The organism is Enterovibrio sp. FF113 (assembly GCF_041439165.1).
Taxonomy (GTDB): domain Bacteria; phylum Pseudomonadota; class Gammaproteobacteria; order Enterobacterales; family Vibrionaceae; genus Enterovibrio; species Enterovibrio norvegicus_A.
The window spans coordinates 274001-297899 of record NZ_JBGONO010000001.1 but is presented as its reverse complement, the minus strand read 5'-3'; the positions used below and the strand labels follow the sequence as shown (position 1 = coordinate 297899).

The following is a 23899-nucleotide window of genomic DNA, read 5'->3' as shown; positions in this document are numbered from 1 at the left end:
ACGTGGTAGATCTCCATTAATACGTAATCCGTCGAGATTGTGCTGTTTATGGCGCAGGGCGGCAATTCACACTCTTTGTGTTAACGAGCAAATAACTTCATCACAATAATAATTTGAATGGGTGATTATTATAGTATTTTTCTGATGAATGCTATTGAGGGCGGATTTCTATTGAAATTCACATAACGTAGGGGAATTAAAAGGTTTTTTTTGAATTGAATGAAGCTAGCCACATGGGGAAGGATAATGAAGACGTTTAGTTGTGTAATGAATTTATTTTGAATTTAGTTGTGATTGTTTAGTGGTGATGCCCCCTAAACGACAAAGCCGTGTGCTTTAGTTATCTAAAGCACACGGCTATTGCTTGAAACTGTAAATACTTAACGCGGTCGATAGCGTATTAGAACCACATCGAATTTAAGCGATTTTTTCTGCCTGCATCAGACGGTACTGCACCATGTCTTCAATGGTTAACACGGGCATATCATGCTTCAGACCAAAAGCAATGATTTCTGGTGTTTTCGCCATGGTGCCATCTTCATTTTGTACTTCACACAGAACGCCTGCTGGCGATAAGTCGGCCATTTGCATCAGATCAATTGTACCTTCAGTGTGACCACGTCGAGTGAGCACGCCGCCATTACGGGCACGAAGCGGGAATACGTGACCAGGACGCGCAAGATCAGAAGGTTGTGCATCAGGGTTGGAAGCGGTCTTGATTGTGGTCACGCGATCTGCCGCAGACACACCAGTAGTCACACCGATTTTGGCTTCAATGGAAACAGTAAATGCGGTTTGGTTTGCGCTGTTGTTGTCTTCCACCATGGGTTTGAGTTCGAGCTTGTCTGCTTGTGCTTCTGGCAGGCAAAGACAAACAATGCCGCTGCATTCGCGGATCATGAGCGCCATTTGTTGGTTTGTTAGGTGGTCGACCGAATAGATAATGTCACCTTCGTTTTCACGATCTTCATCATCGAGAAGCAGTACGCCTTTACCTTGACGAAGCGCCTCAAGGGCTGCGTCAACGCGTTCAAACGGGGTGCCAAATTGAGCAAGTAACGAGGTGTGAGTCTGATTCATGGTAACTCCTAGGTTTAATACCAGAATCAGGGCATAGATGAGCAGTGGTCGCCAATAGCCGCCACATACAATCCACCTAAACATGCGCGCGTGTCAGCCGCCGTGTTACGGGTGCATTTTTATCATCCTCTTTCATCCGGACTGTAACCGTCGGCCTTGGCATCTCACCAAGTCTGCTGACCCCGAACTCAGTTCGGGCGCTCGCGGGCTCACCTTTGCTTCACATTGCTTTGCATCGGTATACCGCCGGTGGGGAATTGCGCCCCGCCCTGAGAATAATTGTTGATTGTGATGCTCCAATGATGGAGCCATTGAATATTACTGCGTTTTCAATCAAAAAGGGAAGAGCAGGGCGATTGATTGGGTAATTAATCGGCAATAGTGAAGGTTTTTCTATCGCTAGGTCATGGTTGCTAACCTTTTTGAATCTAAACGTGGTGATCCAAACAGCTTAGACATAAGTATCAATAAGTTAGCATTTACAGTGAGCATCAGTTGATACCATGGAAACCATTTTAAATATTGTGCGTGATTACGGCCTGCTGAGTTACGCCATCCTCTTCTTGTACTGTGGCTTGAAAAGCGGATCTTTGCCGCTGTTTGCTGGTATTGCCGCCCATTTTGGCGCGTTGAACGTCGCATTGGTCGCGACAGTGGTTTTCGCTGGTGGCTATCTAGGTGATGAATTGCGTTTCTACGTGGGCAGAAAATATGGCGTTGCGAAGCTCTCTTCGAACCCGAGATATCGACAATCGGTAATCACCGCCAAGCTGCTGCTTGATCGTTATGGCAAAGCCTATATCTTCCTTTATCGCTATCCCAAAGGCATGCGAACCATAGGTGCCTTGCCAGTGGCATTAAGTGATATGCGCTGGCCTGTTTTCACTGCATTGAATTTTGCGTCGGCAATGACGTGGACGTTTGCTCTCGTTGGCACCGGCTATCTGTTTGGCTCGGCACTTGAACACACAGTGGGGGATAACTGGGGGCTGTTCAGTGTGGGACTGCTTGCTACGTTTTCGTTAATGACTTATCTCGCTTGGCGGCGCGTGAGTGCATTGGCGAAAGAAGCGCCAAGGGTTGAATCAACGACGTTAGCCACTAGGCTTTAGACATATTTAAAACAGGTCAGCTTGTCGCTGTCATTGCAGAAATCTTGCCAATGCTACTCACGGAATTATTTTCTTCGCCCACGCTTTAAATACTCAATGACAGTGTGGCGAAAGCATGAAGAAACAACCGAAAGCACTCAGGGCAATTGCCTTGTTGGAAGCATCAAAAGGTGCGCTGGCGATCATCGTGGGTTTGTCCCTTCATGAACTTGGCGGGCGGGAAATACAGTCTCTGTTTGAAGAGTTAGTGCAGCATCTGCATTTGAATCCTGCAAGTGAATATCCCAGTGTGATCCATCATGCGATTGCCAAAATCAACGACAAAAACATCACCATTATTGCACTGGGTTCATTGCTGTACGCTTCAGTGCGGTTCGTCGAAGCCTTCGGCTTATGGCGTGGATACGCGTGGACAGAATGGTTCGCGCTCGCGAGTGGTGCTATCTATTTGCCGTTTGAGATCTATGGTGTGGTCACTCAAGGCAAGCTGTTAGATTGGTTGGCATTAGTGATCAATCTTGTTGTGATCGGTTACATGGCATTGTTGATACAGCGGCGGCGCAAAGAAAAAAGTGCCGGGCATTTGTCATAATCCGAACCCCCGTTTTTAGCGACTTTGGTTCGTTTCTGTTTTGTTACCCGCTTCATCTTCTTCGCGACCATTTTCTGGCGGCGGCTCCGCTTTTTGTTTTGATAAAGCACGATGCAAAAGTTGGCTATAAAGCGGCTTGCCGCCCACCGCCTGCGCTGTCATGGTCGCGCCGAGCGACGTGATCAGCAGGGGCAAGATCAGCTCGTAATTGTGGGTGAGCTCAATCACCAATAAAATACCGGTAACAGGCGCTCTGACTGTCGCGGCAAACAACGCGCCCATGCCCGCCACCGCGAACATTCCCATCGTGATATCGAGATCAGGGAACAGCATGATGCACAATGCGCCAAAACAGGTACCGAACAATGTCCCCAGTGCCAGCATGGGCGCAAACACCCCACCGGGTGCGCCGGATGAAAAACACGCCAGCGTGGTAATGGCTCTCGCAAAAAACAGCATCAGTAACAGCGACAAAGAGAAAGTACCGGAGACGGCATCAGGGATAAGATTCGACCCTTCGCCTGTGAGTTTGGGAAGGAACAGAGCTAACAGGCCAAACACCGCACCCAGTGTTGCGCCAATGCCCACGAAGCGTTTTGTTTCATGGCGATGAAAGCGTTCGAAGCCATCCATTGACATGATCACAAGACGATTAAACAACACGCCGATAAAACCAAAGACCAAGCCTAACACCAAAAATAGCGCCAGTGATGCGAGTGGCACTTCATCATGGGCGGGAAGGGGGATCATTGCGCCTTGGCCAAGAAAAAATCGGTAAGTAATGGTCGCCATGATGGCGGCAATCATGACTGCTTTGATGGAAATAAGGTTGTATTTAAACTGCGGACGCATTTCCTCAATCACAAACATGATCCCAGCCAACGGCGCATTAAAAGCGGCGGCAAGGCCAGCCGCTGCGCCAGCCGCAACCAAGGTATGGCGGCTTTCATCGCTGTCAATTTTGAATATGTCTGTCAGCATTCTGCCGACACTCGCGCCCATTTGTACTGAGGGGCCTTCCCGACCAAGCACCAAGCCTGCGCCAATCGCGCCAATGCCGCCAAAAAATTTCACGGGGATCACCCGCCACCAGCGTACAGGGCGAACACCATCTAGCGCACCTTCAATCTCAGGGATGCCAGAGCCTGCCGCTTCAGGTGCCATGCGTATCACGAGATAAAAGCCAAAAGCAGACAGTATCGAACTGCTCAGCATAATGACAACAATGGTCGACCATGCCAGATCAGAGCGCCCATCTAGCCAATGTTCACGTTGATTGACCACCCAATCGATAGTGATATCAAAGAAAGTACACAGAAGCCCTGCAAATAGGCCAACAAACACGGAGAGAAATAAAATGGGCAGCGAGCTTTTGTGAGTGGCAAGAAAGCGCCGCATGACGCCTGAAGTTGGCTTCCTTTCTGGATTGTTGTCGGTATTGTCACCAGATGGGGTGGTCATACAGCGGCTTTCCCTATGAATTACTAGATACCTAACCAGCATAGAGCAGTTATGTGGCTCACTATTCTTCGGAAATGATACAGCGAGTGATCATTGGCATCAGTCCTCGTGATCATCAATAAGTGAATACACAAGGGCTGACGTCTTTGATAGACAGTGTTCTTATTACGCAGCGAGAATCGCTTTAAGATCTTCTTCAACGGTCGAGATAGAGCGCATGTCGAACGTGTCTTGAATGATCGTAATCAAGTTGTCGGTGAGGAATGCGGGAGCGGTAGGCCCGGTGTAAATGCCTTTCACACCTAGAGCAAACAAAGTCAGTAAAATCACGATGGCTTTTTGTTCAAACCAAGACAAAACGAGGGTTAATGGTAGTTCATTAATGTCGCACTCAAATTCATTGGCAAGCGCAAGTGCAAGCTGAATGGCAGAGTAGGCATCGTTACATTGGCCGACATCAAGAAGACGAGGAATGCCGTTAATGTCACCGAACTGATTCTTGTTGAAACGGTATTTACCGCAAGCCAGTGTCAGAATGATAGAACTTTCAGGCGCTTGAGCGGTGAAGTCGGTGTAGTAGCTGCGCACAGATTTATCACCGTCACAACCACCCACTAAGAAGAAGTGGCTGATGTTGCCTTTCTTCACTTCTTCAATAACGGCAGGGGCAGCAGCCATCAACGCGTTACGACCAAAGCCAATGGTGATCATGTGTTCAATTTCGTTGTGTTTGAAGCCATCAAGTCCCAGAGCACTATCGATCACTTGGCTGAAATCATCACCTTCAATGTGCGCTACACCCGGCCAACCGACAATGCTGCGGGTAAATAGGCGATCTGCATACTGGCCGATATCTGGGTTAAGCAGGCAGTTTGATGTCATCACAATCGCACCAGGGAAGTTGGCGAACTCTTTTTGCTGGTTTTGCCATGCGCTGCCGTAGTTACCCACTAGGTGTGGATATTTGTTGAGTTCCGGATAGCTGTGAGCAGGGAGCATTTCACCATTGGTGTAAACGTTGATGCCTTTACCTTCAGTTTGTTGAAGGATTTTTTCCAGATCGTGTAGGTCGTGGCCTGATACTAGAATGCATTTGCCTTTAATCGGTTTTACATTGACTTGGGTTGGTGCTGGGTGACCAAAGGTGGTGGTTTCACCGGTATCCAACATTTCCATCACTTTGTAGTTCATCAAACCAATTTTCATTGAGTAATCGAGCAGCTCACCCAAGTCTTCAGGATCGGTTCCAAGCCACGCCATAATGTTGTGATAATCACCATACACAGCGTTGTCAGTTTGACCGAGTACCAGGGCATGCTCCATGTACGCTGCCGCACCTTTTAAGCCGTAAAGACACAGCAGACGTAAGCCGATAACGTCTTCATGCACGCTGTCTTTTCCGCGGTTTACCGCGACATGTGGAGCAAGAGCCAATATTGCTTCAGCATTCTTTGGCAGTTCAAAACTGGCGACAGGCGGTAATGCAGGCAGGCTTTTGTCTGCCATTTGGTAAGCTGCACGGACATGTTGTTCAAGGCGTGCTTTGTATACTGACGCTTGATGCGTCAGTTCAAGAATGCGCTCAGGGTCGAAGTTAACGTTGGTAAGAGTCGAGAAGAAAGCCTTCGGTGCCCATTGGTTGATTTCGTCGTTGACGATGTCGAATTCACTTGCCAGATTCGCCCAGAAAGACACCCCTTGTAATGCGTACACCAACACATCTTGCAAGTCTGACACTTCGGCGGTTTTTCCACACATACCTTTCGCGAATGAACAGCCTTTGACAGTGGGTGTTTGAATTGTCTGCTCACATTGAATACAGAACATAGCGGGTCTCCAGTGGTGATATTGATTTATTTCAATTAATGCACTGTGATTGCATGCTTTGTGCCAACAGTTATCTATTTGATATTAAATAATATTTATTCAATTTCAATATTCATTCGATGTAAAAAAGACAACGCGTTTGTTGTCTTTTTTACATCGAGCGCGGAAATTGGAGAAGAAAACCTTTATCGATGAATGCCGAGCTTTTTCCCCATACGATAGAGGTTGCCCCTGTCCATGTGCAAAAACTCAGCGGCTTTTGACCAAACACCCCCCGTTTTTTCTAGTACATGAGAGATAAGGTCTCGTTGGTAGGCTTCAACCAACTCGCGCATATTTTGGTTTTCGGCGGGGAAATACTGCGATGTCTTTTTGACATCATCACTCGTGACGACCACATCAAAATGGATCAGATTAATCGTGTGGCATTGGTCCTGAATTGCGCGCAATGCTGCGCGCGTCAGCGTATGTTCAAGCTCACGAACATTACCTGGCCAAGGTTGCTCTTCTAGCATGGAGAGCGCTTTTGCGTGAATGTGAAGATTTGGCACATTGAATTGATGCCTGACTTTTTCGAGCAGATGACCCGCGAGCACGGGAATGTCGCCTTCGCGTTTTCTCATCGCCGGTACCGTTATTGGAAACACGTTCAAACGGTGAAATAAATCGGCGCGGAAATTCCCTGCTTCAACTTCGTCTTCAAGCTTGCGATTTGTCGCGGCCACAATGCGAACATTCACCTGCAAGTGCTTGTCACTGCCTACGCGTTGTAACTCACCTTGCTGGATCACTCGCAGTAGTTTTGCTTGTAAAACGAGCGGCAATTCGCCGACTTCGTCTAAAAACAATGTACCACCGTCGGCTAACTCAAATTTACCCGCACGATTGTTAATGGCTCCCGTAAATGCGCCTTTTACATGACCAAACAATTCACTTTCCGCCAGGCCCTCTGGCAGTGCCGCACAGTTAACGTAAATCATCGGTTTGTCGTTGCGATTTGATTGAGCATGAACGCTATGCGCAACCAGTTCTTTGCCTGTACCGGTTTCACCCGTAATAAGAACGGCATAATCTGATTTTGCGACGGTCGCGATATTCGTTCGTAGTTGGTGCATTTGCGGGCTAAAACCGACCATGTCACCTTTTAGTGAACGAGCTTGTCGGATTAGCGTTTCGGTCACGGTTTTTTGTTTGTGATTTTGCGTTTTCAACGCTTCGACTAAACCAATATTTCGCAGTGTGGCAGCAGCAAGTGCGGCGAAGGTTTCAATGGCTACGGGCTCAATGTGGTCAAAAGCACCCACCGTCAGGGAATCCATCGTGAGTGCACCAACAAGTTGGCCATCGACATACAAGCTACAACCCATACAGTCATGGACATCCATGGTTGTGTTCTCGGTTAGCAAGACGCCATCAAAGGGGTCGGGTAGCTCGCAGTTTGCATCAAAGCGCACTGGGTTCAGGCTCTTTACAATGGCATCTAATCGAGGATGTGATTTTGGAAAGAAGCGACGCCCCAAAACTGCGCTAGACAAGCCTTTTACAGCGACTGGCGTGAGAAAGCCTTCTTTATCAAATATAAATAATGCGCTGGCATCGTAGGGAAAAACCTGCCCCATTCCTTCTATTAACCGTTGGTATTGTTTATCACGATCAAGGTTAGAACTGAGGTTCAAGGCAATATTCAGCAGAACATGATCCATATTCGAAGTCATAATAGAAACCACAAAAAGAAGAGGCGACCGATGGTATCAGTGTGATGTCATTTAAACATCATCAAATGGAAATGATTGATGTCTGATTGACAGCGATCAAGCGGTACTTGTTTTAATACGGAGCAGGTCGGTATGATCGAGTGCTCTCGACTGAGGTAATGACGCTTTAGCCGCGCGAAAAGGATGTAGAAATGAAAATCGAGGATGCTGGTTCAGGGGATATGGAGGCGCTTTTTGCTTACTTAAACCGTCAGCTTGAAGAGAATGGAGCAGAAGGTGGGGCGTTGTTTCAGCCATTATCTCGCGATGAATGTTTTGTGTCTGACGATTTAAAGAAGCGCTTTAGCGATGGTGTCCTGGCCGACAGGGAATCGTCAAACTGGCGTAAGGTTTGGTTGGCGAAAAACAGCAGCGGAAAAATAGTCGGTCACATTGATTTACGACACTATGCTGACGAGCATTGTCGTCATCGCGTGTTGCTGGGGATGGGCGTTGATCGCGCTGCTCGTCGTCAGGGGTTAGGCGAATCACTTCTTACAACCGCGATCGCTTTCTGCCAAAACGACGAAAAAACCAAATGGCTGGATTTGAATGTGATTGGCTGCAACGAGAAAGCCATCACGCTATACCGTAAGCTCGGATTTGAACAACTGGGCGAGATTTCCGATTACTACCGTATTGATGGCCAAAGCTACTCGGAGCTGACATTCACATTACCAACATGTCATAAGGGCTGACACACAAAGAAAAGTGCTCACTGAACGAATCGGAAACAAAACAGTGCGTCTAGCCTTAGTTGAGTGACAAGTGATGGTCGGAACGAAAATGTCGAGGTTGATGCGAAATGGGGTCGATAAATTCCACCTCTTTTGCCAGCAACTGCAAGGGGGCTAAATAGTTGTCAGCGCTGAGCGGTTGCAATTCAGGGTAGTACTTGTCATTCAAAATCGGCCAGCCAAGCGTTTGCATGTGAACGCGCAGTTGATGGGTTTTACCCGTCACCGGATGCAGCTCAAACAGTGCCTTTTCGTCGGATTGCTTTAGGCATCGAATCACGGAATGGCTGTTGGCTTTACCCTCTGTCACCTGCATGCGAAAACGCGGTTCAGACTGCTCAATTCGGTTTTTCACTTCCCATTCTCGACCAACAATGTTTTCTCCCTCTCGAAGATTGGCAATCGCTTGGTAGGTTTTGTGTATTTGCCGTGTCTCGAACAAATGATGGTAAAGATAGCTCGTCTCAGGGTTGACTGAAAACATGACTAAGCCCGCCGTCACTCGGTCTAACCGATGTAGCGCTTGCAGTTCCGATATACCGGTACTTTTTCGTAACCGATTCTGCAAACATTCATTCACGTAAACACCGCCGGGTAAAACCGCGAGAAAATGGGGTTTGTAAACCACCACAATGTGCTCATCCTGAAACAGGATCTCTTCTTTGAAGGGAACACGAGGCTCGTTTTCAACTTCTCTGTAGTAGTAAATCCGTTGTTGCGGTTGAAACAGCGATTGTGCGGAAACGCGTGTTCCATCGTGGTAATGAACCTTGCCATCAGCCATGCGCTGTTGCCAGACCTGAGCATCAATGAAGGGAAACTTGATAACGAGGTATTCCAATACGGTAGAAACACCCGGATTCGTCTGCGGTAGGCTCAGTTTTGAGGGATAGTCGGAAATGGTCATCGAATGGTCCGGTTTATACCCAGCATCTTGACGTTGCATGGGTATCTGAAGGCAAAAAGCGCGAATTTGCGTCTAGCTGGAACGCCACCTTCTGTGTTTTATGGCCAATCATACTGAATGACAAAACCGAGAATAAGTGCGGGGTGCATTGTAAAGGATAAAGGTCGTCGTCTTTTGATTTTTTATTCGTTACATCCAAGGTTCTTGACGTCGCTTGGATACAAACTTGGTTCGCGCTATTCGTCGTCAATCAACCATCAACCATCACTCAAACCGAACAGTATCGGTTCGTGAACATGTAATTGTTTTTTCCCTGATGTTTAATTGTGTACATTGCGTGGTCGGCAAGTTTAACGAGTTCTAACGGTACGTCATCGTCATCAGGGAATAAAGAAATACCAATACTGGCAGTCACGGTGACTTCCGCGCTCCCTAAATGATAGGGAGCAGAGACAGCTTCAATCATTCTTTCCGTCACTTTACGAATCGATTCGATATTGACGATATTAGGCAGTAAGATTAAAAATTCATCGCCACCAATACGTGCGATGGTATCAACGTCTCTTACACAAGCACATAACCTTTTCGTGGTTCTTTTTAACACCTGATCACCCGCGTCATGACCGTGAGTATCATTTACCGCCTTGAAGCCATCGAGATCCACAAATAACACAGCCACTTTTCTGTTATGGATTTTCGCATGAGCTAATGCGTTTGATAGACGCTCCATGGCAAGCTTTCTAGTGGGCAGACCCGTTAATGTGTCATGGTTTGCTAGATGGTCGATATGCTTCTTGGCCTCTTTTAAAGCGGTGATATCTTCTTTTACCGCAACAAAATGACTAATTTCACCATTGCGCTGTTTTACTGGTGCAATCGACGCAATTTCCCAAAAGTACTCGCCATTCTTTTTGCGATTATAGAATTCGCCACGCCATACTTTGCCACTAGAGATGCACTCCCACAGATTGGAATATTCTGCTGAGGGCATTTCTCCTGGCTTTAAAATACTGGGTTTATTACCGATGAGCTCTTCTGCTCGATACCCTGTGGTTTCAATGAAGGCGGGATTCACGTAGTTAATCAGCCCCGTTCTGTCGGTAATGATGATTGATGACGCTGACTGTTTAACGGCTTGAGAAAGAATACGAAACTCTGATTCAAGTACGGCATAAGTGAGCAAAATTAGGGTAATTGCCATTCCAGCAATAATGAATATTCCGCCAAGGAATACTAATGATGCGGTTATGTTGTTGGCCATAAAATAGTGTTCTAACGGCGACGCCAACATGATGGCACCTCGTATCCCATGGATTAAACCAAACAGCCCGAACATCGACGCCACAGCAAATCCTGCTGAGCGCCAAGGAGCATTCTTCTCTTGTAAAAAAGTAATGACTACATTGGTGCAAATAATCATAAATGCCAGAGAGACAACGGCAATTCGGATGTTTAAATTTTGGTCAATGTAATTGAAGTAACAGAGAAGTGCTGCAGAAATTGGGACAAGGGCATAATCCAATATGACCAATGGTTGTCGACCAACAAAAATGCGGATGCCACGTAGAATGAGCTGAAAGCCAAGAATATATAGCGAATTAGCGACCACAAGTGAAAAGAGATCTGGAATGGCGTCTCTAAACGAAATCAAAATACTCGCGAGGGCGACACTCGACATCCCCAGCGCCCAAAAAGCTGAACCGTTTGGTTTTGATTGTGAACGCCATAGAGAAAACAATGCGACGGCTGATCCAATAGAGATAAGCGCTGTTACGGTGAGTAGGGTGCGGTTATCTAGTGCAAGCATTTTTTTACCTGTCTTATAGTGAGTCGTCCTGCATTGATGGATCTGTTTCAATCCAATCTGATAGGTATATTTAATTAATATTACAACAGTAGTGTGGATGGTAAAAACATACACATAATATTAACGTCTAAAAGACGCACTTCACATCTTTGTGAGACTTTGTTTTTTTACGATCTTTTAATTTGGAGATCAGCGTCGATATGCTTGATGTTAATAATTGCATTTTTTAAAAATGCGAGTTGGAAATTTCTCTTTTCAGCAGTAAATTTCAATCGGCCTGTATGAAAATTGAACGCATTATGTGATGGATGTAGAAAGTATCCGAGGCCTTCCGGATAGGTTTTTCCTACCTAATAACCTTTAGTGTGCTAATCAATTGCAGGGTTTTTGAGCAGTGGGAATTTGAGTGTTTCTTGGTTACGTCTTTGATTTTATGAAATAAAGCGATCTTTGTTATTATTTTCTTACTTTTACACATCAAATCTATTTTTGACAACAATTGCGTTATTTGTAAGTCTGTTTTTAATTGAACGTTCAATCAAAAAACATTTTTGCTACATTTTTAACCAATCAAGGAGGATTTGATGCCAAAGGTAGGGATGCCCGCAATTCGTCGCCCACAGCTCGTGGAGGCAACCATGTCTGCCATCGACGATGTCGGTTTGGCTGGGGCGAGTGTCGCCCTGATCAGCCGAAAAGCAGGGGTGTCTGCGGGGATCATTAACCACTACTTTGGTGGCAAACACGGATTGCTGGAAGAAACCATGCGTTCTGTGCTCCGTGAACTCTCTAAGGGTGTTCAACAAAGGTTGAACATGACCGACCCAAACGATGCCAAAGGGCGCATTCTCGCCATTGTTGATGGCAACTTCGACCCCAATCAGGTGAGCAGCAAAGTGACCAAAACGTGGCTGGCATTCTGGTCGCACGCCATGCACGACCCCGCTTTATTTAGACTCCAACACGTTAACGAAAGACGTCTGCTTTCACATCTTCGCGTTGAACTCAAAAAACTGATGCCCTCGGATCGCGCTGCGTTTGTTGCGCAGGGAATTGCTGCATTGGTTGACGGCATCTGGCTTCGTGGGGCGCTCAATCCGCAAGGTATCGATTCGCTAGAAGCGGTTGCGACGATTGAAGACTACCTCGAACGCCAACTTCAAGACTTTCCATCCATATCAAAAGGCAATAATTAAATGGATATTAAACAGTTATACATTCACGGAGGCTACGTTGATGCGACCTCCGGCGAAACGTTTCAAACCCTAAATCCAGCAACGGGCGAAAAGCTGGCTGACGTGCAACAAGCGAGTCAGGCCGATGTGGATGCTGCAGTAAAGTCAGCTTGGGAAGGCTTTCAGGTTTGGTCGGCAATGAGTGGTGCGGAACGTCGTGCGATTTTGAACCGCGCCGTGGCTATTTTGCGTGAACGCAATGATGAGCTGGCAGCACTAGAAGTGCTGGATACCGGTAAGCCAATACAAGAAGCGCAGTACGTTGATGTGGTGACAGGCGCAGACGTGATTGAATATTACGCGGGTCTGGCGGTGTCTATTCAAGGCGAACAGCAAAGCCTTGGTGAAAATCAGTTCTTCTATACGCGCAAAGAGCCTTTGGGCGTATGTGCGGGCATTGGTGCATGGAACTATCCGATTCAAATCGCGATGTGGAAAGCGGGCCCAGCGTTGGCGGCAGGCAATGCCATGGTATTCAAACCCTCAGAAGAAACGCCGTTAACGACGCTGAAACTGGCTGAGATATTTTCGGAAGCGGGTATGCCAGATGGCGTATTCAATGTGGTTCAGGGCGATTACCGTGTCGGACAGATGCTCTCTCGCCACAAGGATATCGTTAAGGTCTCGTTTACGGGCGAATGCGGAACAGGCAAGAAAGTCATGGCTGATGCAGCAGGCTCGCTTAAGTCTGTCACGATGGAGCTGGGCGGCAAGTCCCCGTTGATCGTGTTTAACGATGCTGACATTGATAACGCCGTTTCAGGTGCCATGCTTGCGAACTTCTACACCCAAGGTGAAGTGTGCACAAACGGCACTCGCGTGTTTGTACATGATGATATCTACGACATCTTCCTCGAAAAATTGGCAGCTCGCACAGACAAGCTAATTGTGGGCGACCCAACACATCCTGATACCCAAATCGGCGCGTTGATCTCCAGAGACCATTTAGGAAAAGTGCTTGGCTTTATCGAACAAGGTAAGCAAACCAGCGCACGCTTGCTGTGCGGCGGTTACCAAGTCACCGAGGGTGGGCTGGACAAAGGTAACTTTGTTGCGCCGACCATATTTGCAGACTGTACCGATGACATGCCTCACGTGAAACACGAGATTTTTGGCCCTGTGATGTCCGTGCTGCGTTTCAGCGATGAGCAAGAAGTGATTGCTCGTGCTAACGATACGCAGTATGGCCTTGCCGCTGGCGTGTTTACCACCAACTTCTCTCGCGCACACCGAGTGATTGCCAAGCTGCAAGCGGGTATTTGTTGGATCAATAACTGGGGAGCATCTCCGGCTGAAATGCCTGTTGGTGGCTACAAGCAATCAGGCATTGGACGCGAAAACGGTGTTCAAACGCTGAATCATTACACCCAGACCAAGAGCGTTTACGTCGAGTTGGGTGACGTAGATAGCCCGTACGCGTAATAGGATTTTTTTAGCATCATGGCAATTGAAACAGAATTTGACTACATCATCGTTGGCGCGGGTTCAGCGGGTTGCGTGCTGGCGGATCGCCTGACGGAATCTGGCGAGCACAACGTATTGATCCTCGAAGCGGGCGGAACAGACCGCAGCATTTTTATTCAGATGCCGACCGCGCTTTCTTACCCAATGAACACCGAAAAATATGCATGGCAGTTTGAAACCCAAGCCGAAAGCGGATTAGACGGTCGAAAGTTACATTGTCCTCGCGGCAAAGTGCTGGGCGGCAGTTCTTCCATCAACGGCATGGTGTATGTGCGTGGCCACGCCAGTGACTTTGACCAGTGGGAAGCCAACGGCGCGCAAGGTTGGAACTATCAATCTTGCTTGCCGTATTTCAAACGCGCTGAAACCTGGATTGGCGGCGAAGATGACTATCGCGGCGGCAATGGCCCTGTCGGTACCTGCAATGGTAACGACATGGCACTGAACCCGCTTTATCGTGCGTTCATTGATGCAGGCGAACAAGCGGGTTATCCGGTCACCGAAGATTACAACGGCTATCAGCAAGAAGGCTTTGGCCCAATGCACATGACGGTGGACGGCGGCGTACGTGCGTCTACGTCGAATGCCTATTTACGTCGTGCCTTGAAACGCAGCAACCTCACGTTGATCAGAGGCGTGACGGTGAACAAAATCTTGCTGAAAGAGAAACAAGCGGTAGGCGTTTCGTATCGGAAGAGCGGTCAACACCATGAAGTGAACGCACGCAAAGAAGTGATCAGCGCGGCGGGCTCTATTGGTTCACCGCAGTTGCTTCAGCTCTCCGGTATTGGTCCGAAAGCCGTGCTGGAAAACGCAGGGGTTGAGGTAAAGCACGATCTGCCGGGCGTGGGTGAGAACCTGCAAGACCATCTAGAAGTTTACTTCCAGTATTTCTGTAAAGAACCCATCACCCTGAACGGCAAGCTGGGTTTGATCAGCAAAGGGTTGATCGGTACGCGCTGGATCTTGTTTAGAGATGGATTGGGCGCAACCAACCACTTTGAGTCATGCGCATTTATTCGCAGCCGTGCTGGCATCAAGTGGCCGAACGTTCAATACCACTTTTTGCCAGCGGCGATTCGTTACGACGGCAAATCAGCGGTGGAAGGGCACGGCTTTCAGGTGCATGTTGGCCCGAACAAACCGGAAAGTCGTGGTTATGTACGTATCACAAGCGCGCGTCCAGACGACAAACCTGAGATCGTTTTTAACTACATTGGCACAGAGCAAGACAAGCAGGATTGGCGTGATTGTATTCGTCTGACCCGTGAAATCTTGGCACAAGATGCGATTGCACGTTTTGGCGATGGTGAAATTCAGCCAGGCGAAAACGTGCAAAGTGATGAAGAAATCGATGCATGGGTGAAAGCCAATGTGGAAAGCGCTTATCACCCATCATGCACCTGCAAAATGGGCGCAGAGACAGATCCAATGGCAGTGCTCGATGCAACGCTTCGCGTGCGTGGTATTGAAAATCTGCGTGTGGTGGATTCATCGGTATTCCCAACGATCACCAACGGCAACTTAAACGGGCCAACTATCATGGTGGCAGAGCGTGCCGCAGACATGATCTTGAATAACGGACTCTTGCCTTCCACCGATGTGGCGGTATGGCAAGATCCAAACTGGCAGACTCAGCAGCGTTTGGTTCCGCCAGAAAACGCATCTGAAAGTGAAACGGTTTCGGATGCACATAGGCAATAACAGTCAACCAAGAATAGAAAAACCGATCTTGTGTATCGAGTAGCTAAACCAAACTCGAGAATAAACAAGACAACGCATAAAAACTGAAGGGCGCGGCTTACTGCAACGCCCGCAGACAAAGAAAGGAAGAGGAAAGCATCATGGATATTAAACAGACTCAACGACTGACAGCACTAAGCCTGACCGTAGCAGCAAGCTTGATTGCTGCACCAGCAATGGCAAACCAGTGTGAGAAAGTGAGTTTTTCAGATGTAGGTTGGACGGATATTACCGCCACCACCGCAGCAACGACGCTTGTACTGCAAGGTATGGGATACGAAACCGACATACAGCTGCTGTCTGTCCCTGTTACCTATACCTCGCTGGCAAACGGCGACATTGATGTGTTCCTGGGCAACTGGATGCCAACCATGGAAGGGGATATTGCCAAGTACCGCGATGCGGGCACGGTTGAAACCATCAACATGAACCTTGAAGGCGCGAAATATACCTTGGCCGTGCCAAAGTACGCCTTTGAAGCGGGCGTAAAAACCTTCGCAGATATCGCCAAGTTTGAAGATAACTTCAAAGGCCGCGTGTATGGCATTGAGCCGGGTAACGATGGCAACCGTTTGATCCAAGACATGATCGATGCGGATGCATTTGGGCTGAAAGGCTTTGATCTGGTTGAATCCAGCGAAGCGGGGATGTTGTCGCAAGTGAAGCGCGCGGTTCGTCGAGACCAGTGGATTGTATTTTTAGGCTGGGCACCACACCCAATGAACAGCAACTTTGAATTGGAATACCTAGCTGGCGGTGACGACTTCTTTGGTCCTAACTTTGGCGGCGCGAACGTTTACACCAATGTACGCCAAAACTTCACCACCGAGTGTCCGAACGTTGGCAAGCTGCTGACCAATCAGAAATTCTCGTTGGCGATGGAAAACGACATCATGAACGGCATTCTTAACGACGGCGTGAAGCCTGAAATGGCTGCAAAAGAATGGCTACAAGGTAACCCAGAGGCGCTAACTGCATGGTTAGACGGTGTTAAAACGCTGGATGGCAAAGATGCACTGCCAGCCGTTAAAGCACATCTCAATATCCAGTAAGGCATTGACTGCTGCCCGTCCGCAGTAAGTGTCGGGAGCAGAGGGTGAGGGCGCATTGATGGCGTCACTCACCCAAACCATGATGGATTTTGGAGTACACATGAACTGGATTACTGACAATAAAATACCCCTCGGCGATTACATGGAAACCGGCGTAGATTGGTTAACCGATAACGCTGCTGGCTTCTTCGATGCGCTTTCCCTGTCACTAGAATGGCTAATCCTATCCCTTGTCGATGTGATGCAATGGATGCCGCCATACGTGCCAATTCTGCTGACCGCCGGACTTGCTTGGCTTTTACACAGAAGTATCCCGCTGGTGGTGTTTGTTTGTGCCGCATTATTGCTGATTTTAAATTTAGGCTACTGGACGGAGATGATTGAAACCTTCGTACTGGTGCTCACTGCTACCTCGTTGTCGGTATTGATTGGTGTGCCACTCGGCATTCTCGCTGCACATCGCCCGTGGCTGTATACCTTTATGCGTCCGGTTCTTGATTTAATGCAAACCATCCCAACGTTTGTCTACCTTATTCCAACGCTGGTGTTGTTTGGTCTTGGCGTTGTGCCGGGCTTGATCTCCACCATTATCTTTGCCATCGCTGCGCCCATTCGTTTGACCTATCTGGGTATTCGCAGTGTGCCGGAAGAGCTGATTGAAGCGGGCAAAGCCTTTGGTGCAACCCCAAGCAAGCTGCTGTTCAAAGTCGAATTGCCAGCGGCTATGCCAAACATCATGGCGGGCATAACGCAGTGCATCATGCTGTCGCTGTCCATGGTGGTTATCTCGGCGTTAGTGGGTGCTGATGGTTTGGGTAAACCGGTTATCCGTGCGTTGAATACCGTGAATATTTCTCAAGGCTTTGAAGCGGGTCTTGCCATTGTACTCGTAGCAATTATTTTGGACCGCTTATGCAAAGCGCCTGCATCACAAGGGAAAGAGGGATAATCATGAAGGCAGTCACCATAGAAAACTTGGACGTGATTTTCGGTCAGTCGATTGATAAAAGCCTGACCTTGTTAGATGACGGAAAAACGCGCCAGCAAATACAAGAAGAAACGGGCGATGTGATTGGCGTGCATAACGCCACACTGAGTGTTGAAGAAGGCGAAATTTGCGTATTAATGGGGCTTTCAGGTTCAGGAAAGTCCAGCTTGCTTCGTGCTGTGAACGGATTGAACCCCGTCACTCGCGGTTCGCTAAAAGTGCGCAATGGCGATGAGATGGTCGATCTCGCCGGTATTGATGACAATGCGTTGCGCCATTTGCGCTCACACCGTATTTCCATGGTGTTTCAAAAGTTCGCATTGATGCCTTGGCTATCCGTGGTTGACAACGTTGCTTTCGGTTTAGAAATGCAAGGTGTTGGCAAAGACGAACGTCGTCAACGTGCCATGGAAAAGATCGACATGGTTGGCCTGACGGAATGGCATGACAAACTGCCCCATGAGCTGTCGGGCGGCATGCAGCAACGTGTAGGTCTTGCGCGAGCGTTCACCATGGACAGTGACATTCTGTTGATGGATGAACCTTTCTCGGCACTGGACCCACTGATTCGAAACCAGTTGCAAGACGAGTTGTTAGAACTTCAACGTAAGCTCAACAAAACGATTCTGTTCGTGAGCCACGATTTGGATGAAGCGCTGAAACTGGGCAATAACATTGCCATTATGGAGTCAGGCAAAATTATCCAACACGGTAAGCCAGAAGACATTGTGTTGCGCCCTGAAAATCAGTACGTGGAAGATTTTGTGGCGCACACCAATCCGCTCAACGTATTGCGTGGCCGTTCGTTAATGACCGCCATTGGCGATCTTGAGCGCGAAGGAAACACCTTAGTATTGAACCGACACGAACACACCGTGTTAGAAACCGATTCAGAAGGCCAAATCACGGGTGCGAAACGTCTAGATGCCAATCTTCCAATTGTTCGATGGCAAGAAGGCGAGAGCATCACCGATATTGCTGTGGACTCGGTTGTGATCACGTCGGCAGATACGTCTATGCGTCATACACTGGAAATCCGCTATCACACGGGGCAGTCTGTGTTGCTCAGTGACGAAGAAAAGATCATTGGTGTTTTGTCGGACAATGATTTCTACCACGCGTTGCTTGGGAAGCATTTTTCGACTGCGGCTTAGAAAACGCCAGAAACAGTTTAATTTTAAAGCCAGCTTTGAAGCTGGCTTTTTTTGATGGGCTAGACGGTGTTGATATAGTTAGATTTGTATCCCTCGCTGTGTTTCTTGATAATTTAATATTGTAAGTTAGTAATAATAAGAATAATCTAAATAGCTAATAAAAACATGTCTAATAATAATGCTAAATTAGCACTTTTGATGTGCTAACCAACTAGTGTATAGAACTAGTTAATGATTAATCTTCAATAGTTGCTCCGCGTATTTCCTACTGTGTCTTACATTTTTCATGCCTTAAATGAAAAGGTATTACCCATGTTTGATATAAAATATTAGGAAATAATAATGAAAGTTATGCAGTTAGGTTTAATGCTAACAGCTTTAGCATTCTCAACCTCATCATTTGAAACACAAGCATCAGGCCTATCCCCAGGTCAGGTACTGAATAAAACCCATCGAGCTAACACCCATAACATTGTTAGAAATTTTGTTGAAACGAGGAAAGGTTATGGATACGTCACCTTCACCGGAGGGAAGGTGATCGGCAACACTAGCAATGATTTCACAGTCACAGTTGGTCCTCATAATACAACGCTCGGTTCGGTATTGGGCGGGGTTGATTTGAACTTCAAGCCTGAAGATGCCGAATGTGTGCGCGGCCTACATCTTTCGTTAAGTGTGGGCTCCGATGTTCCGTTTTCACTCAGTCCAACCTGTAATGCGCTGCTTCGCACCGATATCAAACGGACGATTAGCCATACCGTTGCTAGCTTTGACGTGCCTATCCCTGCAGTGCCGATCGATCCTGCTGGTATCTTTCGTCTTGGTGTCAGTGTTGGAGCGGCATTAAAGGTTGGTGCAGACTTTGAGGCTGGTCTTGAAGTGGGCGGTTTCGACAAACCCAACAAGCCGATTAAGATAAATGGTGTGCGTCGACCTGATTTTATCTTTGCAAGCGTGAGACCATTTATTTCTGGTGATGCAACAGCCAAAGGCTATGCCAGTTTAAATCTTCTATTTAAAACTGTTGAAAAAGGCGTGAAAGGTTCGCTCACCTTAATTAATGCAGGCACGAAAGCCTATGCGGAAGCGGGTGTTACTTATAAAAAACAACCGGGTAAAAAACATCAGTACTATACCCGACTTAAATGGGATGCAAATGCACAGGGTGGTAACGGTAAAGTTGGACTTTATTGCGATGTTAAACTGTTTGGTTTTGCGAGAATATTCTATGCAGAAACAGATTTGATTAGCTGGTCGCCAATTTATGAGTTCAATCAAACAATTTACGATCAAACAGCATATTTGTAATTTGTTTTGGAGGTATGTGATGTGCCTCCTGTTATTAAATGGATAAGCAATGAACAGAAAATTACTCCTGCTCTCGCTTTTTGCCTGTGTTGTGGTCGCCACGTCATTTATTATCTTCACACCGGTTCCCAACCCCACAGCGGAAATCAATACTCACGATGGTGACGCTGTCACTTCTGATGTTTCATCCAGCACAATAGCGAAGGCATCGGCTTCTTACGACTTTACCAATGATCCATTGAGTACGATGACGCCGTCATCCAAATCGCTCGAACTGCGAGCTTACCGCGCAGTCATTCGCTCAAAGCTTACCAGTCGGGGCGTTGTCTTGGCAGACTTCTCCAATGCATTGAGCATTGAGTTCGATACCGGGGGTGTAAAACCACATAAAGGCGTTGCCTATGATGTGAAGTTTGAATCAGAAGACCCCAAAACTGAGATCCCATCGTATCTCGGTTTTACTTTCAATTATCAAGCGGGGGAATTCAGCGATGTATCAATGCTAGGGTTGCCGCCCCAGCACCCACTGAATATCGTGACGGCCTTATTGGCTCAGTTTTCATACTTTGATGGCATTCATAGCCTGCAGCTTCCTGATGGCACGCACACCTATCTTTATGACATTAATGGCAACCAAGTCACGCGTGAGAAAGCCACCGATTCAAGCTCCTCGGCTAGCTACGCAACCCTGTCTGAAAGAGAAACGTGGAATTTGACGTTGGATGCGTCGTCGTTTCCCTCGCAATTACATTCCAGTACTGGGAAGACAGTAGAAATGGAGGGCTCTGAGCTTCAGCTTGAACAGGAAATAACGATGACCCCCATCAAGCCAGATGCTTTGATTCTGGCGAAAGTCAGTTTTGGTGCTGGCGTGAACGCAAAATATAAAGTGGCATTTAACGATACTGCGCCAGCCATAGAAGTGAATGAAGAAAACTTCATGGAGACGCTGGTGTTGTTTGATGCGAATCCAAATTTGGACACAGCCCAAGCATTAGGACTGTTTCTGGTTAACCAAGGTTGGGGGTACGTTCGTGATTTGCTCAGTTCAGACGAGATAACTGACAGCATGCGCTCAAGCCTAATTTTTGCGTTGGAGCGATCTGGTGAACGAGAAGGTGAGTACCTGCTTGCTTCGCTGATAGAAGATGATTCACTTGGTGAAACTGATCGGCTGCGAGCGATTATGTCGATAGTAAAGATGGGCGAGATAAACAGTCAGGTAGCGTTGAGCACATTGCAAAATATGCTCGATCATTCCAACAGCTTGCTGGGACAAACCGCTATGTTGAACATTGGCATTCTTGGAAAGCAAAATCCACGCATGACAAGTGATGTTACCGCGTTTCTAACCCAACGATTATCTAGTGAAGGGGCGGGCTACAATGAATTGCTGGCAATCAGTAACCTTGGAAATCCAGAGATGGACAGCCGAGTACTGCCTTACTTAGACAGCCAATATGCAGATGAAAGGCAGGTTGCGGTCAAATTGCTAAGTCGAAATCCTGATATGCAGCCCACCTTGCTCAAGCAAATGCTGAACGATGAGCATCCTAGTGTGGTCAAAGCCATCACTTTGGGTATTGAAACAAACAGCCAAGACCTTCAGCTCACTGAGAGTTATCAAGCACAATTGCGAAGTCGTTTAGATGAACCAGATATTCTCGCTCCCACTCGGGATTTGTTGTTCATGTTTCTCGCCAACAATGCACAACCCACGGCGTTGAATAAATCGGCCGCGCGTAAAATGTTGGAGACCCAAGGCGTGTCAGAATCGACGCTTACCTTAGCGCAGCAGCTGCTGAAGCAATAAAAACCAAGCGACTAAAAACAAAAAACGCCAACTTTTTGAGTTGGCGTTTTTTTGTGTCTCAGATTGCCGCTTACTTACCGCAGCATTTCTTGTATTTCTTGCCGCTACCGCATGAACAAGCGTCATTACGGTTTGGCGTTTTTTCAAACACTGTGGTTTGTGGCTTGCAAAGCAGTGTTTCGAACTCAGTAATTTCTTCTGGTTGCTCTGCATCTACTGTAATGGTCACAAACAGCTGGTTTTCAAGCGCTTTGGCTTCCAGTTCAGCTTTACGCTCTTCAGTTTGTACCGTCAGCATCAACGGAAGGTCTTCTGAACCCGGCTTTGCTGCACGCTTGGTGTTGTAACCAAAACTTTCGTATTTTGGTTTTTTTTCAATTCTGCCTTTATAGAAAAACTTAGACATGGGATTTTCCGGGTTAGTTGAATGCGGAGTGAGGTTATACAGCAAAACGCATCCGCAATAAATATTAACGAGACATGATCCCGCAATTCATTGTCACTGAAGCCCCAAAGAGGCGAAGATTCAGGTGAAATCGCCGCCTAAAGGGACATGGACATTACCGAATGTCTACGGAGTAGCGTTTATCGCGAGTCGACGAAAGGCGTCAGTCTGCTTGTCTTTATCGCTGCAAACACTCAGTAAATCGTCGATGAAATGCTTCAAGGCGCGGTGCTCAATCTGCTTGATCTGCGCTTGCTGGGCTTCCGGTAACATGTGATACATGCTTGCCGCACCAAAATCACCGAAAATGATATTGGCTTCGTCGTCGAACAAGGTGTTATGGGCGTACAAATCGCCATGACAGACTTGACTGTCATGCATGTGCTGAAAAACGTCTTCCATCTGCGCGACGATTTTTTCGATCTGTGCAATCGACAGCGTAAAACCCTGCGGGAAGGTATCTCGCGTACATGTCTCGAAGTTTGGTGGCAGGCCAAGGTTCTTAAAGTGTGACGGGATCAAATTCATCACCAGTGCAAGGAAACCGGGCTCGCTGACCTGTGCTATCGACTGCACAAGGCTAGGATGATTGCCGACCTTTAAGCACGCATTAAGCTCGTCCTGTGGGTAGCCATCACTGGTGACTTCGCCTTTAAATACTTTCACCGCGATGTCATTGGGAAAATCGCCTTGGTTTGCATTCCATACGGCTTTAGAAATCACGCCTGACGCGCCTTGACCGAGCACTTCTTGTCGCTCAAAACTGGACGATGGGACATGCGGGACAGACTCAACATTCGCATCAGATTGGCAGAACGGATTTCCTGCAAACGCAAACCACGCCAGTTTTGGCAGGCTAAGCAAGTGATCGGGGCATTCACGCAATTGGTTTGCAGAAATACGTAAAAGCTCGAGGTTTTCCAATTCACCCATTGTGTGCGGCAGCGAGGTTAACTGGTTACCTGCCAATGCCAGTTTTTGCATTCGCGGGCGTTGGCCTACGGCATCTGGCAAGGTTTCAAGTTGATTGTCAGTTAAGATCAACCAGCGGAGTTTTGGCGGCAGCGCGTTTTCGGACACATAGCGGATGTGGTTAGCTTTAAAGCCAATCATTTCTAACTCTGGGCATTCACCCAGCACTTCTGGCAGTGCTTCAAACAGATTGTCTGAGGCAAAGATGATTTTCAGCTTGGTCAGTTGCTTGATCTCAGCGGGCAGAGAAGAAAGCTGGTTTCCAGACAAATCGAGAATTTCTAAGCTGTCAGCCAGCGAAAGAATCTCTAGCGGAAAAGTGGTGAGGTTGTCGGAAAGGCTTAGGCGTTTAATACCTGCAAGTTCGCCGGAGGTTAGCTGAGAAAGAGTGTGCAAAATGAGGAATCCATGCTGATCGAAAACAAAACGGAGGGTAGTTTACAAGAAA

General features: G+C 47.4%; 19 protein-coding genes and 1 riboswitch. Of the genes, 11 read left to right on the top strand and 8 right to left on the bottom strand.

Features of this window, described 5'->3' with window-relative positions; genetic code table 11:
• Positions 1-417: 417 nt before the first annotated feature.
• A complete protein-coding gene (gene ribB, locus ACED36_RS01445) occupies positions 418-1080 on the bottom strand; it encodes a 3,4-dihydroxy-2-butanone-4-phosphate synthase (RefSeq protein WP_371732636.1) in 663 nt (220 codons plus the stop codon).
• 120 nt (positions 1081-1200) lie between these two features.
• Positions 1201-1361: riboswitch (FMN riboswitch) on the bottom strand.
• Positions 1362-1583: 222 nt separating this feature from the next.
• On the opposite strand from ribB, the gene ACED36_RS01440 reads away from it, so the two are divergent.
• Positions 1584-2192, top strand: a complete 609-nt coding sequence (locus ACED36_RS01440; protein WP_016961617.1) for a DedA family protein — start codon at positions 1584-1586, stop codon at positions 2190-2192.
• 115 nt (positions 2193-2307) lie between these two features.
• Positions 2308-2784 (top strand): DUF2127 domain-containing protein, encoded by a 477-nt coding sequence (locus tag ACED36_RS01435; protein ID WP_017003377.1) that lies wholly within the window; start codon positions 2308-2310, stop codon positions 2782-2784.
• Between the two features lie 15 nt (positions 2785-2799).
• On the opposite strand, the gene clcA is transcribed toward ACED36_RS01435, so the two are convergent.
• The 3 genes from clcA to norR form a co-directional block, all read right to left on the bottom strand.
• Positions 2800-4245 carry a H(+)/Cl(-) exchange transporter ClcA gene (clcA, locus tag ACED36_RS01430; RefSeq protein ID WP_371732635.1) on the bottom strand — a complete coding sequence of 482 codons (1446 nt, stop codon included), beginning with the start codon at positions 4243-4245 and terminating at the stop codon, positions 2800-2802.
• Between the two features lie 165 nt (positions 4246-4410).
• The gene (gene hcp, locus ACED36_RS01425) at positions 4411-6072 is read right to left on the bottom strand and encodes a hydroxylamine reductase (RefSeq protein WP_017006006.1); all 1662 of its coding nucleotides are present in this window, start codon (positions 6070-6072) and stop codon (positions 4411-4413) included.
• Positions 6073-6257: 185 nt separating this feature from the next.
• Positions 6258-7787: a nitric oxide reductase transcriptional regulator NorR gene (gene norR / locus ACED36_RS01420; RefSeq protein WP_026024198.1), complete on the bottom strand. Its 1530-nt coding sequence runs from the start codon at positions 7785-7787 to the stop codon at positions 6258-6260.
• 191 nt (positions 7788-7978) lie between these two features.
• Between norR and ACED36_RS01415 the strand changes: the two genes are divergently transcribed.
• Positions 7979-8524 carry an N-acetyltransferase family protein gene (locus ACED36_RS01415; RefSeq protein ID WP_371732634.1) on the top strand — a complete coding sequence of 182 codons (546 nt, stop codon included), beginning with the start codon at positions 7979-7981 and terminating at the stop codon, positions 8522-8524.
• 55 nt (positions 8525-8579) lie between these two features.
• Here the strand turns inward: ACED36_RS01415 and ACED36_RS01410 are convergent, their stop codons facing one another.
• Both ACED36_RS01410 and ACED36_RS01405 read right to left on the bottom strand, forming a co-directional pair.
• The gene (locus ACED36_RS01410; RefSeq protein ID WP_371732633.1) at positions 8580-9470 is read right to left on the bottom strand and encodes a pseudouridine synthase; all 891 of its coding nucleotides are present in this window, start codon (positions 9468-9470) and stop codon (positions 8580-8582) included.
• A gap of 268 nt (positions 9471-9738) precedes the next feature.
• A complete protein-coding gene (locus ACED36_RS01405; RefSeq protein WP_371732632.1) occupies positions 9739-11391 on the bottom strand; it encodes a diguanylate cyclase domain-containing protein in 1653 nt (550 codons plus the stop codon).
• A gap of 470 nt (positions 11392-11861) precedes the next feature.
• On the opposite strand from ACED36_RS01405, the gene betI reads away from it, so the two are divergent.
• The 8 genes from betI (at position 11862) to ACED36_RS01365 (ending at position 22034) form a co-directional block, all read left to right on the top strand.
• Positions 11862-12473, top strand: a complete 612-nt coding sequence (betI, locus tag ACED36_RS01400; protein ID WP_016958517.1) for a transcriptional regulator BetI — start codon at positions 11862-11864, stop codon at positions 12471-12473.
• Positions 12474-13934, top strand: coding sequence for a betaine-aldehyde dehydrogenase (gene betB, locus ACED36_RS01395; protein ID WP_371732631.1), 1461 nt, complete (start codon positions 12474-12476; stop codon positions 13932-13934). It abuts the gene before it with no gap.
• An 18-nt stretch (positions 13935-13952) separates the two neighbouring features.
• The gene (betA, locus tag ACED36_RS01390) at positions 13953-15680 is read left to right on the top strand and encodes a choline dehydrogenase (protein WP_371732630.1); all 1728 of its coding nucleotides are present in this window, start codon (positions 13953-13955) and stop codon (positions 15678-15680) included.
• Positions 15681-15820: 140 nt separating this feature from the next.
• Positions 15821-16771 carry a choline ABC transporter substrate-binding protein gene (locus ACED36_RS01385; protein ID WP_371732629.1) on the top strand — a complete coding sequence of 317 codons (951 nt, stop codon included), beginning with the start codon at positions 15821-15823 and terminating at the stop codon, positions 16769-16771.
• A gap of 100 nt (positions 16772-16871) precedes the next feature.
• Positions 16872-17720, top strand: a complete 849-nt coding sequence (gene choW, locus ACED36_RS01380) for a choline ABC transporter permease subunit (RefSeq protein ID WP_371732658.1) — start codon at positions 16872-16874, stop codon at positions 17718-17720.
• A 2-nt stretch (positions 17721-17722) separates the two neighbouring features.
• A complete protein-coding gene (gene choV / locus ACED36_RS01375; protein ID WP_371732628.1) occupies positions 17723-18913 on the top strand; it encodes a choline ABC transporter ATP-binding protein in 1191 nt (396 codons plus the stop codon).
• Between the two features lie 342 nt (positions 18914-19255).
• The gene (locus tag ACED36_RS01370; RefSeq protein ID WP_371732627.1) at positions 19256-20221 is read left to right on the top strand and encodes a hypothetical protein; all 966 of its coding nucleotides are present in this window, start codon (positions 19256-19258) and stop codon (positions 20219-20221) included.
• A gap of 49 nt (positions 20222-20270) precedes the next feature.
• Positions 20271-22034: a HEAT repeat domain-containing protein gene (locus ACED36_RS01365; RefSeq protein WP_371732626.1), complete on the top strand. Its 1764-nt coding sequence runs from the start codon at positions 20271-20273 to the stop codon at positions 22032-22034.
• Between the two features lie 70 nt (positions 22035-22104).
• Here the strand turns inward: ACED36_RS01365 and ACED36_RS01360 are convergent, their stop codons facing one another.
• On the bottom strand, positions 22105-22440 hold the full coding sequence (locus ACED36_RS01360) for a PBPRA1643 family SWIM/SEC-C metal-binding motif protein (RefSeq protein WP_017003386.1): 336 nt from the start codon (positions 22438-22440) through the stop codon (positions 22105-22107).
• Between the two features lie 165 nt (positions 22441-22605).
• The gene (locus tag ACED36_RS01355; protein WP_371732625.1) at positions 22606-23847 is read right to left on the bottom strand and encodes a leucine-rich repeat-containing protein kinase family protein; all 1242 of its coding nucleotides are present in this window, start codon (positions 23845-23847) and stop codon (positions 22606-22608) included.
• Positions 23848-23899: the final 52 nt, after the last annotated feature.

What these genes read in the sequence shown, in the direction of transcription:
- ribB (WP_371732636.1), bottom strand. Translation starts at nt 1,080, where the DNA reads ATGAATCAGACTCACACCTCGTTACTTGCTCAATTTGGCACCCCGTTT.
- ACED36_RS01440 (WP_016961617.1), top strand. Translation starts at nt 1,584, where the DNA reads ATGGAAACCATTTTAAATATTGTGCGTGATTACGGCCTGCTGAGTTAC.
- ACED36_RS01435 (WP_017003377.1), top strand. Translation starts at nt 2,308, where the DNA reads ATGAAGAAACAACCGAAAGCACTCAGGGCAATTGCCTTGTTGGAAGCA.
- clcA (WP_371732635.1), bottom strand. Translation starts at nt 4,245, where the DNA reads ATGACCACCCCATCTGGTGACAATACCGACAACAATCCAGAAAGGAAG.
- hcp (WP_017006006.1), bottom strand. Translation starts at nt 6,072, where the DNA reads ATGTTCTGTATTCAATGTGAGCAGACAATTCAAACACCCACTGTCAAA.
- norR (WP_026024198.1), bottom strand. Translation starts at nt 7,787, where the DNA reads ATGACTTCGAATATGGATCATGTTCTGCTGAATATTGCCTTGAACCTC.
- ACED36_RS01415 (WP_371732634.1), top strand. Translation starts at nt 7,979, where the DNA reads ATGAAAATCGAGGATGCTGGTTCAGGGGATATGGAGGCGCTTTTTGCT.
- ACED36_RS01410 (WP_371732633.1), bottom strand. Translation starts at nt 9,470, where the DNA reads ATGACCATTTCCGACTATCCCTCAAAACTGAGCCTACCGCAGACGAAT.
- betI (WP_016958517.1), top strand. Translation starts at nt 11,862, where the DNA reads ATGCCAAAGGTAGGGATGCCCGCAATTCGTCGCCCACAGCTCGTGGAG.
- betB (WP_371732631.1), top strand. Translation starts at nt 12,474, where the DNA reads ATGGATATTAAACAGTTATACATTCACGGAGGCTACGTTGATGCGACC.
- betA (WP_371732630.1), top strand. Translation starts at nt 13,953, where the DNA reads ATGGCAATTGAAACAGAATTTGACTACATCATCGTTGGCGCGGGTTCA.
- ACED36_RS01385 (WP_371732629.1), top strand. Translation starts at nt 15,821, where the DNA reads ATGGATATTAAACAGACTCAACGACTGACAGCACTAAGCCTGACCGTA.
- choW (WP_371732658.1), top strand. Translation starts at nt 16,872, where the DNA reads ATGAACTGGATTACTGACAATAAAATACCCCTCGGCGATTACATGGAA.
- choV (WP_371732628.1), top strand. Translation starts at nt 17,723, where the DNA reads ATGAAGGCAGTCACCATAGAAAACTTGGACGTGATTTTCGGTCAGTCG.
- ACED36_RS01370 (WP_371732627.1), top strand. Translation starts at nt 19,256, where the DNA reads ATGAAAGTTATGCAGTTAGGTTTAATGCTAACAGCTTTAGCATTCTCA.
- ACED36_RS01365 (WP_371732626.1), top strand. Translation starts at nt 20,271, where the DNA reads ATGAACAGAAAATTACTCCTGCTCTCGCTTTTTGCCTGTGTTGTGGTC.
- ACED36_RS01360 (WP_017003386.1), bottom strand. Translation starts at nt 22,440, where the DNA reads ATGTCTAAGTTTTTCTATAAAGGCAGAATTGAAAAAAAACCAAAATAC.